This window comes from Tamlana carrageenivorans (assembly GCF_002893765.1).
GTDB lineage: Bacteria > Bacteroidota > Bacteroidia > Flavobacteriales > Flavobacteriaceae > Pseudotamlana > Pseudotamlana carrageenivorans.
Window position 1 is genome coordinate 3,852,438 of the sequence record NZ_CP025938.1, and the last position, 13,669, is coordinate 3,866,106.

A 13,669-nucleotide genomic window follows, 5' to 3' on the forward strand; every position below is an offset into this window, starting at 1 on the left:
ACGATTTTAAAAATCTTGTTTTAATTAAGATTTCCTTGGAATAAGCAATTGGGATAGCGCCTCAGGATAACCGCGCTGCATCGCAAACCGGCGTGCAAGCGCATCTATATCATCTTTTGAGATACTTTCTAATAGCGCATTTTCATCTCCTCTTTTTTCTAAATTTGATATGATTCCAAGTGCTTTAATTTGATCCATAATTTGTCGGGCTACGGTTAAAGCGGAAGAGGCTTTAACAATTTCACTCCGGGCGTAAGTTTTACATGGAAAACTGACTTCGCCAACCCTAAAACTAGGATCATCGCCAGGTATTTGCTGAGCGCCAAATAATGGAGGACCACCCACTGTTGCCGATTTAAACGCTGGCAAAAATTGAGCTACCGAAGCAATGGCTTTTTCTGTACGTTCATTTACTTCATTAGTTTCCCAGCCATGTTTTAATTTTTGTGTAATGGCTCTATCAAATTCAAGTTTTATTTCGGCATCCGATTTTACCAATCCTTTTTCAAATAAGGTGATAGCATTGGTCATGGCATGTATTTGGTAGTAGTGATCGCGATACGGTGTAAGCTGCACCATACCTCTAGGTGTACCCCGCTCACCATGAAATATAAGCTCTGGTATTAAGCCCGAAATAGGTTGCCACTTCGATACGTAAGCCGCCTTAAACTCTATGAGATGTTTCGTTTTTATGCGTAAAGACGCATCAAAATCACCTGCCTTAAAACCCGATGAATTTACTAAATAACGCGTTTTAACAACAGTATCCTTGGTTTGTATTTCCCAATTATGGTCAAGATTTTTATGTCTAACATCTTTAATACTGCGCACATTAGTTTGCATTTTTAAATCGCAATATTGGCTTTTTTCTAAAGCTAACTGTGCTTGTGCCCCTAGCCTAAATAAATTCCAACCAAACTCTTGTACTAAAATTACTGGTGTTTTTAACTTGTTAAAATCTACGAGGTGTAGGGTGTTTATGAGCCATTGATCAGCCGATTTTGGCACCGCAACGACAGGATGTTTCGCTAAGGCCATTAAATCGGATTGAGAATACACTTTATAATAGGCTTCTGGCTTACCAAGAATGGCATTAGCTGGATCTTCCGCTATAAGCGAAGTATAATAAGCAACAAGCGCATCCAAACGTTTGGTTAGTTGTGCTATTTCGTACTTTTCGGTTTTTGGTACACTTATAAATGTTGGTCGTTCATCAATAGACTCTGGAAATAAACGCGCCATTTCTATAGATTGCTTCATAAGTAACTTACATTGTTCTATTGAAATATCGGGATAAAGGTTTCCGCCAGCATGTAAATGACAAAAGGGAGGCCCGTTAACCACACTTTTTTCCTGTTCAAACAATACAGAATCTATGTTATGCTTTGCCAATTGTAATGCCGTGACGACTCCCGAAACACCCGCACCGATAATACCAACATTATAAATTTTACTCATAGCTATAACAGGTTTTGCAACTCGGCAAATGTATCCACCACAACCGTTGGGTGATAATCTGCAATATTTTCATTGTAATTATAACCATAACTAACACCTATACTATCCATTTTTGCATTTTGTGCTGCTAGAATATCATTTTTAGAATCACCAACCATGATACTATTTTCAACTGTAGTTTGCATGGCCTCTACTAAATGATGAAGTGGTAACGCATGCGGTTTTTTCTCTGGCAAGGAATCTTCACCAACCCAAAGATCAAAAAACGCTTTAATCTCTAACTTATCTAAAATAGGTTCTATAAATCCGTATGGCTTATTGGTACAAATTGCTAATTTATATCCTTTACTTTTTAAGTCATTCAAGGTTTCTAGCACCCCAGGATACATAAAAGTATCTTTACATAGTTCTTCTTCATAAGCCGCAATGTATACTTTAAAGGCTTCTTCAAGAAAAAGCTCTGTAAGCTCTTTTTCAGGCAAACCTTTAGCAAACGCTCTTTTTACCAAAGGCATTGCACCATTTCCAATAAAAGGCGTTACTTCTTCAATAGTTAATGTTGAGGCTTTGTAATGCTTCAACATTTTATTTACCGCTAAAGTAAGGTCTGGAATACTATTGATGAGGGTGCCATCAAAATCAAATATGATAAGGTTTTTATCTTTAAAATTCATCGTTCTAATTTTAAGGCAAAGATGCGGAAGTTTTCCTTAAATATTAAGGGATTCAGCCATTTTATAGGGTTAAGTTCTTGTTAAAACAATAGGGATGCACGCTTTTAAATGACCGTTACATGATAAAACCTTACAAGAATATTATTTTGGTTTTAATATTACACATTGATAATTTTAATTGATAAATGTATCTTTATGCCCTGATACCACGTTTTATTAAAACACCAAACTTAAACCGACTTGAAATACACACCGTTAAGAATTTCTGTATACCTAATCATCGTTTTGTTGATTTTATTAGGATTAACCTTCCTTACAGACTCCAAGCCGCTGCCTAATGGCACATTTCAGGAAGGCTTTTTTATTGGAGATGTTACCGTTAAGTATCCCAAATCGGACACCTTTCTTCAGAAGGAAGACATATCAGAACCCCAGGTAACGACTATTGACAGTATTGTAACCAATGTAGAAACATTCATTGAAACTAATGAGGTTGAAATAGCCGAAGTTGAAGATCTTCCACCACCACCAAATTTCAGAAAAATTGACACTTCAAAAGTGCAACGTATTGTCTATCCTGAAAATAAACTTGAATACTTAGAGAAACTAAAAAATAGCTTAAGCTCAAGTGAGTGCCGCATTATCCATTACGGAGATTCCCAATTGGAAGGCGATAGAATTTCAGCTTATTTAAGAAACAGGCTTCAAGGTATTTATGGTGGTACCGGACCAGGCTTTGTGCCTATTGTACAGGTATACGAGCAAATTAGTAATGAGGTGGCTGCTTCAGAAAATTGGACACGCCATGCTTATTTCGATAGAAGAGAAAAGCCTTTTGAGCACAAAAAATATGGGGCTTATTCGTCATTTTCAAGGTTTACTCAAAGTCATGACAGCATCAATGAAGCTCTATTAGACTCCTTACCTATTGCTATAGGGAATATTTATATCAGTCAGCCGTCAAAATCCTATAGTCGATTAAAAACGTTTACCAAAATTGGTTTACACTATGGTAATTCGGTAACACCGACCACCGTAAATGTATATAAAAATGGAGAACTCATAAAAACGGATGAACTTATTAATGATGGTGATTATCATGAATATAAAATTAACCTAGCTACAACGCCTACTAATTTAAAAATAGAACTCGCTAGTAAAATTAGTCCGGATTTTTACGGACTTACATTAGATGGTGATGGCGGAATAAATTTAGACAATGTTGCCATGCGTGGATCGGCAGGTACGGTCTTCGCTGGAACAAACTCTACGAATTTTAATCGGATGTACAAGAAATTGGATCCTAAATTGGTGATTTTTCAATACGGCGGAAACTCGGTACCATACTTTGAAGATTCGCTGCATGTAAAACGTTATGCCGGATATATTAAAAATCATGTGAATTGGGTGAAACGTAAAACTAATGATGCCAGTATTTTGTTTATAGGCCCTAGTGACATGTCTACATCCGAAAATGGAAATATGGTAACCTACCCGCTTTTACCTTACCTAAACACCTGTTTAAAGGATATTATGACTGAAAACGGAGCTGCATATTGGAGTATTTATGATGCTATGGGTGGAAAAAATTCCATGTCATACTGGGTAGACCAAAAACTTGCAGGAAATGATTATACCCACTTTTCGCCCTCGGGAACTAAAATTATTTCCGAAATATTGTTTCTGTCCCTTTACTTAGACCTAACAGATATTAAATGAAAATAGTTCTTTTAATTTTCTCCCTGTTTTTAAGCTCGTCGATTTTTGCTCAACATTATGTGTTGGACAGCATCACGCCAAGCTTAGGTCATCTTATAAATTTTGAAGCAAACACCTTAAAATTTGCTGATAAATCACCTGCTTTTGATCGTTTTTTCGCAAAATTAGACAGTATTTACTCTGGAAAAAAAGACAAACTACATATCTTTCATATTGGAGGTTCACATATTCAAGGTGATTTTTACTCGAATAAAATGAGAACCTATTTACAAAACATGAACGCCAATAGCACAGGGCAACGAGGTTTTGTTTTTCCGTATCACTTCGCACATACCAACAACCCTTTAAGTTATAGAATATCAACAAATACCGAAAGTAAATGGCAGGGCTACCGCTGTTCTATTACTTCCGATAGTATTACTTGGGGTTTAGCAGGTATTACAGGTGCCTTTCGTGATGTTAGCGACACGATAACTGTAAAAGCTAACCACAGAAACTATAATAGAGATCGCTATAACTTTAATAAATTACGTGTGTTTTACAACACCTGGAAAGATGATTATTATTTAAATGTTCTGGATAGTACTTTGGTGATTTCTGATACGATTAATTACAACAAAATGTACCGTGAGTTTCGTTTTAAGACTGCGGTAGACTCTGTCGCTATTGCTCTTCAACTTAAAGACACCACGAATATTCATCCAGAATTTGCCATGATGGGCATGGAGTTTATGAATAACAATCCTGGTATAGAATACACCTCCATTGGGGTTAATGGGGCAAGCTTTAAACTCTTTGATCGCAGTGCGTATTTTGAAAAGCAATTTGACTTATATCATCCCGATTTGTTTATCATTTCAATAGGAACTAACGATGCCTATATGCCAGAAGACAAGTTTGATGCAGAAAATTTCAGGTATTATTACAAGTCTTTTATAGACATGATACAGCGCAAAAATCCCGATTGTGCCATACTGCTTACCGTTCCTAACGATAGCTATTATAAGCGTAGAAAACCCAACCCTAATACCATAACACAAGAACAAATTATTTTAGAATTAGCTCAAGAATACAACATGGCAGTTTGGGATTGCTTTGAAATTATGGGCGGTTTGGGTTCTTCCCAAAAATGGTATAAAAACAATTTAATGCCCAAAGACCGTGTACATTTTACACTTTTCGGATATAGTGTTAAAGCCGATTTAATGTTGGTAGCACTGGTCAAGGCTTGGGCGGCATCAACCGGAAGAAACGCAGAAGAATTACTTAATTATTTTAAACACTTAGATGAATAGGCTTTACGACATTTTTACCTTTTCGGAAGAATTTCCGTTAATTTTTACACAGGTTAATTTCTGGATATTCTTTGCAGTAGCCTATACCCTATTCGCTGTATTTTATAAAAAAATAAAACAGCGAAATGCCTATCTATTTCTAATTTCTTTGTTTTTCTATTATAAAACTAGCGGGCTGTTTATTGGTATTTTGATTTTTAGCACCATAGTCGATTTCTTTATTGGAAGAAGCATTTATAACAGTGAAAACAGTAAAAAACGTTATGCCTTAGTGACCATAAGCGTTATTACAAACCTTAGTGTGTTATGTTATTTTAAGTACGCTTACTTTTTTACCGATTCGTTTAACATGCTATTCCATACCGATTACCAAGTGATGAATTGGTTAGCCCAGTTTGGAAACAGCTTTAATGATCAAAATTATTTCACGGTGGATAAAATTATCCTACCTGTGGGGATTTCCTTTTACACCTTTCAAACCATAAGTTATAGTGTTGATATTTTCCGTAGAAAATTAGTGCCTTTAAAATCTATATTAGACTTCGGATTTTACGTAAGTTTCTTTCCGCAGCTTGTAGCGGGTCCTATTGTACGCGCTGAAAATTTTGTACCTCAAATCTCTGCACCTACGGTTTTAACGAAATCAGACTTCGATAAAGGCACATTCATGATTCTAAAAGGACTCATAAAAAAAATGATTTTTGCCGATTTTATAGCCATGCAGTTCCTGGATCGTGTTTTCGATACTCCCGATATGTTTTCCGGTTTCGCCAATGTGATGGCTATGTTTGGATACTCTTTACAAATTTATGGCGATTTCTCGGGCTACACCGATATTGCTATTGGGCTGGCCTTACTCATGGGATTTAAGCTCCCTGTTAACTTTAACTCGCCTTATAAAGCTATTAATACTGGTGATTTCTGGAGGCGTTGGCACATTTCGTTATCCACATGGCTACGCGATTACTTATACATTCCTTTAGGCGGAAATAGAAAGGGTTCTGTGGGATCCTACATTATCCTATCGATCATTATTTTAGGAACTTTATATGCGTATCAAAATTTACTGGTAGTATTTATCACCTTAGGGATTTGTTTAACCATTTTTATTCTGGCTCAGTATAACAAAACTGTAGAAAACAATATTAATACCAACATCAACCTGATGCTTACCATGCTTATTGGCGGTTTATGGCATGGGGCTTCGTGGAAGTTTGTGATCTGGGGCGGCCTAAACGGACTAGGCATTGTAGTTTACAAATACTGGCGTAAAATTAGTCCGTATGAAAACTACAACCAATGGTATGTGCGTTGGTGGAAAATATTAATTACTCTAATATTTATAACGTTTACACGGATTTACTTTAGAGGCGAAAGCATGGATCATATTGCAAAGTGGTACAACCAAGTGGCGTATCATATGGACTGGCATTATGCTTGGGATGTCTTAGTAAGTTACAAATCTGTTTTTATTGTGATGCTTATTGGGTACATTACACATTGGTTACCATCTTCGACTAAAAGCTATATTGAAAATCTATACGCGAACAGCCCTATTTATGTAAAAGCTGTAGCGTCTGTTATTGTAGGTGTTATTTGTTATCAAGCCTTTTCAACCGATTTCCAACCATTTATATATTTTCAGTTTTAATAGAATTAAAAAGTTAACTTATATTTTGAAGCATAAACAAAGAAAAACACCTATTAAAATCGTATTAGAATTCTAGATTCTTTTTCCTTGAATACACATCTTTTGGTATGGATAAGTTTGGACAAAAAATACCGTTTTTAGCAATTTTTACAGAAAAATAATAAACGGGACTAATAAATAATAATACACCTACAACACACACTATAGGACTTTTAATGGTATTCAGTATACGCTCTAATATATACATACAAAATATTCCTGTAGCTATAAAGGTAAAAGGAAAGGAGAAAGTCAATATAGTTGATGGCACCAAATTTTGAGGCGTTTTTATATTTACAAGCCATTTTGAGGTACAGTAAAACGCCAGCAATAATGGTTTAAATATAGTTTTGGTCATAATTAAAACCTCATTTATAAAGTCATTGAGTTATCTAACAATTATTATTCTATCAAATATCCTCCCATAAACTTTGCTCCAAGACATATAAACACACCAAATCCAATCCAAAAAAACAGAAAAGCAAGTGTATTTTTATTCCAACGTTCATTTTTTGAAAGTGTCTTATATTCCTTCTCTATATGCCATTGATGAATTGCTTTTTTTATTTTTTTTTCATTAGTGTCCGATAAAAGATTTAAAAAGCGGGATTTCCAAGATAGGATTTCCCGCTTATTTTGTATCTTGAAGTTATCACACATCCAAGATATGAATAAAAGTAAAAACTTTAGCGGACAACCCATAATCAAACAGGTATTAAATTTCATTTTGCCCAAAGATGTTCATCGGACAGCCAAAAAGCACAACAGCGATCGCTATACCAAAAAGTTTACCACCTATGAGCATTTGGCCACTATGGTATTTACCGTGATCAGTGGCTGTAGCTCACTTCGTGAGGTTTCCAGTATTATGCTTGCCTGCGAGGGAAAGATCAACCATCTAGGACTCACGGACTTTCCAAAACGCAGTACCTTGTCAGATGCTAACAGGAGAAGAAGCTCTGAAGTATTTGCCGATATTTATCATTTACTCTACAAACGTTACCATCGCTTTTTATCGGACAGCAGACCCTTAGAACCTGCAGTGAAGAACCTTAAAATCGTTGATTCCTCGACCATCCCCCTATTTAGTGACATTCTTAAAGGTGTAGGAAGGAACCCGCTCAACGGCAAAAAGAAAGGAGGTATCAAGATGCATACTATGATAAACGCCATGGAAGACGTTCCTTGTCTGATTAAGTTTTCAAGCGCGGCCACGCACGACCACACCTTTTTAAAAGACCTGGAACTCAAGAAGGGCTCTTATGTGGTTTTTGACAAAGGGTATGTGGATTATGAGCAATACCAAAAATGGACACTGGAAGATGTTTACTTTGTGACTCGGCAAAAGGACAATGCTCGCTATACAAGCCTTGAAGAGTTTGATATCTCCAATAAAGTGGACGATGCTGTCCTAAAGGACGAAAAAATAGGGCTTACGGACAAAAACGGCAACGCTTTTTCCCTGAGGAGAATCGCTTTTTGGCACGAAAAGCACCAAAAAGTTTATGAGTTCATCACTAATAATTATGATCTTGATGCAGACAAAATAGCCGACATCTATAAAAATAGGTGGCAGATTGAGACGATGTTCAAGCGGCTTAAACAGAACTTTCCGCTAAAGTATTTTTTGGGAGACAATCAAAATGCCATCGAAATACAAATCTGGGTCAGTTTGATAATCCAGCTCATTATGCTTGTGATCCAAAGAAAAGCCCAAAGAAACTGGGCTTATTCCAATATGATGTCCGTCATACGATACCATTTGATGACATATATCGATTTGTTCAAATTCCTGAAAAACCCAGAAGCTAATTGGGAAGAGATTACAACCAAAAACATTGGGCAATTAAGCCTTTTTGACCCATAAGGAGGTTCTGTTTTCAAAATAAAGAGTGCGATCAATAAAAAAGGCCAACACCAAAGCTTTTTTAGCTAATTCTGTTTTTTATCGGACAACAATATTTTTTTTTCTAAAAAAAACTGAAATGGCAACATTATTATTCCTAACCCAATGAAGGTCGGCAAGAAAGATGTAAACTTAAAATCTAAAAAACCTAATATCCAACAATATATGCCAGCCATTATAAAACTAAAAGGAGTTGTAAAAATATGAAGTGTTGCTGGAATAATTCTTTCAGGTTTTTTTTTGTTAACCCAACGTTTAGCAAAACTATAGTTCGCTAACAATAAGTTTTCAAATAAAATTTTAAACATTTAATCTTTAAAAGTATTTGATAGTTTTTTAAATTTCGGAGCTACGTAAGTATGGTCTTTTTTTCTTTTTTTATACATTCTAACGTTATTCCTATTCAATTAAATATCCCCCAACATATGTGACTCCCAAATAGAAAAACAAGAAAAAAGCTCCCCAAAAAAACAAGAAAGCAAAAATGTTTTTATTCAAACGTTCATTTTTAGAGAGGGTATTAAATTCCTTTTCAATTCCCCATTTAAAAATTACTTTTTTAGCCCTTTTCTCTATATAAAATTGTAATGGTAACATGACTCCCCCTAACCCTATTAAAATAGGTAAATACGTCTCAAACCTATAACTAATTGTGCCTATAATTACAAAATATAATCCCGCTCCAATAAAAGCGAACGGTGTTGCAAAAAAGTGTAACGTAGAAGGAATAATTCGTTCAGGCATTTTTTTATTTACAAGCCATTTTGCTGCACAATAATCTGCAAGCAACAAACGTCTAAAAAAAAATTTATACATTAATATTTAAATTTTGGTGCAACATAAGTATTATCAATTTTGACTTCATTAAATAATGGAGTGCTTTGTCTTGGAAAATTCAAAACTGAATTTTTATTCCAAATATCAGAGTTCCTTCCGAACTCTCTATCTAAACCTTCACTAATACAAAAAGCATAATCTAAAATACCATAGATTGCAATTCCTACTACAATTAATGGAGCACCACCAACCAATGTAGCAACAACACCCACTACTAATAAAGTACCATCAACAGCTGTATGAGCATCCCAACTATCTGTAATCAACTCATAACCAATTGTTCCCGCAGACAAATAAGGTCCAACTTTAGCTATTTTTCCTACCTTACCCATAACTTTTTCAGTCCCTTGAAATATTTTACCCGCTTTTGCCGGTTTTCCCACTTTTTTGGTAAGCTTTGATATTTTATAAGCGTAACTACGTTTAAATTCTTTTGGAATTCTGTTATAAAGTTCGGTAAGATTATCTAACCCGCCTGTATGCTTTTTTGTAGCACCATAAGCCTGAGAAGCTAAATTCATCCAATCGTGTTCTTCTTTACTGATATAATCATCTTCCAGCTGTATAGAGATATCATGCCCATATAATGCTTTATTCTGTTCTTGATACGATTTTAAATGCTCTGTAGAAGTAAATGTTGCATAGTTACTTCCGTGACTGATAGTCACCGAAAATGCGCGTTGTCTACTCAAAGAAGTCGTTTTAAAATCGACACAAGCATCATTAGGGACAAGCACCCATTTATCACCAACAAAAACCTCCTTATGTGATAATAGAGTACTTGAATATCTAATATATTTCGTAAAATCAGGTGGCTCAGGAGTTTTCTTTTGATCCTTTAATTGCTCTTTTGCTATTTCACTTAAAAGGAAATTAATTTCATGATTTCTAGAATTCAAAAGAAACTCAAGGTGCTTACCCATGCCTGTACAACTAAAACCGCTCTGATTATCACTTAAACTAAGTTCTAAAGCATAATCAGCTTGACTTTGTACTAAGTCTTTTAGTTTTTGTAGTTTTCCGTTTTCCATAAAGTAAAATATAAATCAATTAAGCTACCATACCATAAAACATTAATGCCTTATTTTATAGGCCAATTATTGGAAAAAGTAGTTCCTTTTATAGTAATTTCATGAGCCGAAATCATCAATAGGGTTTGCATAGGCTCTGTATCATGCGCATTGAAATGTTCATGATAACGCAAACAATAAGCGTTTTTAAACTCTATTTTTTTTAGGCTTGCCATATTTTCTCGTTTGTAAAAAGTAATGGTACCGTTTTTTACCATTTCTGGCGAAATGGCCCAATCCATAAAATCGGTTTTAGAGGTCGATTCTACAAGTAGTTGTATTTGTCCGCCACGTGGATTTTCAGCTGGACGACCGTTATAATCGGCTTGCTGAGAAAATTCGAATGCACAATCTAGCACATTCATTTCATCGCCTTCAATGCTCAATTTAGATAAAAATGACATAACTATTGATATTAAATTATTGTTTGAGTTTAAGCTTCAACACGTTGTACTACGATACTATTTTCCTCCCGAATGCCATTCCATTCAATGGTCTTATTAGCATCAATATGTCGTAAAGCACGCCACCATCGTGGCTTAAAATAAAAGATCCAAGCCGAGGCCCCACCTTCATTATCTGTAATTTCAATTTTACGTTCGGGGTGCAAAGCGTTATAATCGTCAACAAAAAAATAAAACAACTTACCAAACTCCATCTGCTCTGGTGCTTTTACTTTAAAACGACTTAATTCTTTATCTCCGCTTTTCTTTTTAAATTCTAAGGATATCACCAGGGGGTTACTCAGCTCCGATGCTGTAGGCTCTTTAATTTCTTGACGTATTGGGAATAACCATTTTTTATAAACCTGAACCGGAATAGCCATGGCATATTCGAACGTTTTTAGAACCAAAAACGGCGTGATAAAAACAAGTCCTGCTGTCATGTAAATACTAACAAATTCTGGTCTAAACCGACTAACAACCTGAATAAAAACGAATAAGGCTACACCTAGGAAAACGAGAGTCAGCATAAACTCATTTAAAAACTCGAGCTTTTGTCCAATCACGGCTTTAAAGGTGTTACGCATGGTAAACACATGAATGATACCTAAAATAAAAAAGATAAGCTCGATAGCCATAAAAGCCTGGGTAGGCGAATTATTTAAAACTTTATCGTAAGCTAAAAATCCTGTAAGTGCAAAAAGAAGCGCTAAAACTACCGCATAAATTAATGCTTTGAGTTTGTTCTTAGAGAAAATAGTTCTCACTTTTTTAACCAAAACCATAAGTACAGAACTTATTAAAAGCAATATTAAACTAATCTTAAAAACATCACTGTGAGCGAAACTTGTCATCATAATTATCATTTTTAAACTCTGGTAGCCATCCCCAAATATGCATCATATGCGCTTCCCAGAATAAAGTCATCGGCTTCTTTAACCTGAATTTCAGTTTTAATATGGTACTCAAAAGGGATAAAAAACTTGTAAAACACTTGCAGAAAACGCCTAAAACCTTGACTTCCTAAAATTGGAGCAAGATCACTATTAGATTGAGGTTGTACCTTAATGTGTAAAGTAGGTTGTTGGATGGTTAAATTATCTTCTTGTAAGACAAAATTAATGCCTAATTTACTTTCTGAAGGTTGATCAATACGCAACTCAAGGGATTCAAAGCCTTTTTTATAATTAATATCAACAGCTAAAATTTTCTTTAAGCTAAGAAAAGTGAGCTCTAAATTTCCTGAAATCTGATGGGTGTACGGCAGTAATCGTAGTAATTTAACCGCTAAATCTTTGGGTATAGATGGATCAATTTTCCAAAAATTCAACAAAAATGGGTCCTTTAAATTACTAAAATCACGTATGGTTTTGTCTTGTTTTTGCTCTGCCTCAACACGACTCCTAAAAAAAGCATCTTCCAGCGGAGCAAACAAAGACCGTGCTTGCCGCTCTTCCTCCTTTTGAAGCTTATTTAGCTCCTTATAGGACGACGTTTTGCCCTTTGATTCCACACTGTGAAACACGCCTTCAGGCAGTAAATCATAAATCCCATGTCGAGACAAATCCAGCTTCAATAACTCTTGATCTCCTCCATGACTATCGATTGATACATTTATGATGTCATTTCGGTAAGACCGATTAAAATCACTCTGGTTTGAAACCAAAATGTGATCTGATGTGACGGTAATTTTATCTTCAATTTCAGCAACCAACACTTCCGCTTTTACATTGTAGTGAATATCTTTGAGTTCGTTATGTATGGCTTGTAGGTCCTTTTTCATGACATGACATTTCGTTAACGCGCTCAGCTATTGCAAATCATTTCGTTTACCCCCGGCTACATAACGTTTCTCCCAAAACGGCTCGGTAATGTCACAAATTTTAACTCCTGCAATACCACTTTTACCCTTATAGGATGTCGCGTTAACAAACTTATTATTCATCAAGTAGACACCCACGTGACTTATCGTTTGTTCGCCTTCTCTATTGAAAAACAACAAATCGCCTTCTTCTAAAAACTCTTTACCTCTAAATTTGCTAATGTATTCAGATTCAAATTGCTTATGTGCCGTGCGCTCGATATACTTTTCAAAAACAACCATATACAAAAGCTGTGAGAATGACGAGCAATCAATGCCATCTTTAGTTTCGCCTCCAAGAAGATATTTGGTATCCTTCCACTCATCAATAAATTGGTATAATTTTACATTTTGCAATGAATCGGGAACTGTATTGAGAATTTTGGCATATTCAATTTGAACAGGCAAGAAGGTCTTTTCTGGAATAATAGGTTTGTAAGTCACCACAATATCATCATTATTATTTGTGGTTTTGGAACTCTTACAGCTTAATGGAAGGTATAAAAACAAAATACCAACAATTAATTTAGCACATATTCTTATCATCTATATTATTGTAAACATCATGTATTTAAACTTATCAAAATCAATAAATACTAAATTTTACAATGTATTTCGTATGATTTAATTAAGTTTTTTCTTACTAATTTTGCCAAATCTACAATATTTTAATAAATCAACCTTAATTTTTTGTAGTAATTTTTCTATAAAAAATA

The 13,669-nt window shown here is 35.1% G+C and carries 13 protein-coding genes; 4 read left to right on the plus strand and 9 right to left on the minus strand.

The annotated features are described in order from the left end of the window. Positions 1-24: 24 nt before the first annotated feature. Entirely contained in the window at positions 25-1,458 is a 1,434-nt protein-coding gene (locus tag C1A40_RS16945; protein WP_102996925.1) for an FAD-dependent oxidoreductase, read from the minus strand. Positions 1,459-1,460: 2 nt separating this feature from the next. Beyond that, positions 1,461-2,132: a phosphoglycolate phosphatase gene (locus tag C1A40_RS16950; protein WP_102996926.1), complete on the minus strand. Its 672-nt coding sequence runs from the start codon at positions 2,130-2,132 to the stop codon at positions 1,461-1,463. A 240-nt stretch (positions 2,133-2,372) separates the two neighbouring features. On the opposite strand from C1A40_RS16950, the gene C1A40_RS16955 reads away from it, so the two are divergent. Genes C1A40_RS16955 through C1A40_RS16965 form a run of 3 tightly spaced genes read left to right on the plus strand, consistent with a single transcriptional unit; the run spans position 2,373 to position 6,797 of the window. Then, positions 2,373-3,851, plus strand: a complete 1,479-nt coding sequence (locus tag C1A40_RS16955) for an SGNH/GDSL hydrolase family protein (protein WP_102996927.1) — start codon at positions 2,373-2,375, stop codon at positions 3,849-3,851. Then, the gene (locus C1A40_RS16960; RefSeq protein ID WP_102996928.1) at positions 3,848-5,146 is read left to right on the plus strand and encodes a GDSL-type esterase/lipase family protein; all 1,299 of its coding nucleotides are present in this window, start codon (positions 3,848-3,850) and stop codon (positions 5,144-5,146) included. The genes C1A40_RS16955 and C1A40_RS16960 overlap by 4 nt, the downstream gene beginning before the upstream one ends. Continuing rightward, positions 5,139-6,797 carry an MBOAT family O-acyltransferase gene (locus C1A40_RS16965; protein WP_102996929.1) on the plus strand — a complete coding sequence of 553 codons (1,659 nt, stop codon included), beginning with the start codon at positions 5,139-5,141 and terminating at the stop codon, positions 6,795-6,797. The genes C1A40_RS16960 and C1A40_RS16965 overlap by 8 nt, the downstream gene beginning before the upstream one ends. Before the next feature lie 441 nt (positions 6,798-7,238). Here C1A40_RS16965 and C1A40_RS16970 read toward each other — a convergent pair whose 3' ends face one another. Then, the gene (locus C1A40_RS16970) at positions 7,239-7,496 is read right to left on the minus strand and encodes a hypothetical protein (protein ID WP_102996930.1); all 258 of its coding nucleotides are present in this window, start codon (positions 7,494-7,496) and stop codon (positions 7,239-7,241) included. Positions 7,497-7,503: 7 nt separating this feature from the next. Between C1A40_RS16970 and C1A40_RS16975 the strand changes: the two genes are divergently transcribed. Continuing rightward, positions 7,504-8,703, plus strand: coding sequence for an IS4 family transposase (locus C1A40_RS16975; RefSeq protein WP_102994338.1), 1,200 nt, complete (start codon positions 7,504-7,506; stop codon positions 8,701-8,703). Between the two features lie 438 nt (positions 8,704-9,141). Here C1A40_RS16975 and C1A40_RS16985 read toward each other — a convergent pair whose 3' ends face one another. The 6 genes from C1A40_RS16985 to C1A40_RS17010 are packed head-to-tail and all read right to left on the minus strand — an operon-like array spanning position 9,142 to position 13,499. Then, the gene (locus C1A40_RS16985; protein ID WP_102996932.1) at positions 9,142-9,558 is read right to left on the minus strand and encodes a hypothetical protein; all 417 of its coding nucleotides are present in this window, start codon (positions 9,556-9,558) and stop codon (positions 9,142-9,144) included. After that, positions 9,558-10,610 (minus strand): hypothetical protein, encoded by a 1,053-nt coding sequence (locus tag C1A40_RS16990; protein WP_102996933.1) that lies wholly within the window; start codon positions 10,608-10,610, stop codon positions 9,558-9,560. The genes C1A40_RS16985 and C1A40_RS16990 overlap by 1 nt, the downstream gene beginning before the upstream one ends. 50 nt (positions 10,611-10,660) lie before the next feature. Further along, positions 10,661-11,053, minus strand: a complete 393-nt coding sequence (gene tssD / locus C1A40_RS16995) for a type VI secretion system tube protein TssD (protein WP_067146181.1) — start codon at positions 11,051-11,053, stop codon at positions 10,661-10,663. 29 nt (positions 11,054-11,082) lie between these two features. Beyond that, the gene (locus C1A40_RS17000) at positions 11,083-11,949 is read right to left on the minus strand and encodes a TssN family type VI secretion system protein (protein WP_158651402.1); all 867 of its coding nucleotides are present in this window, start codon (positions 11,947-11,949) and stop codon (positions 11,083-11,085) included. A gap of 11 nt (positions 11,950-11,960) precedes the next feature. After that, on the minus strand, positions 11,961-12,875 hold the full coding sequence (locus C1A40_RS17005; protein WP_102996935.1) for a hypothetical protein: 915 nt from the start codon (positions 12,873-12,875) through the stop codon (positions 11,961-11,963). Between the two features lie 27 nt (positions 12,876-12,902). Next, positions 12,903-13,499: a C40 family peptidase gene (locus tag C1A40_RS17010; RefSeq protein ID WP_102996936.1), complete on the minus strand. Its 597-nt coding sequence runs from the start codon at positions 13,497-13,499 to the stop codon at positions 12,903-12,905. Positions 13,500-13,669: the final 170 nt, after the last annotated feature.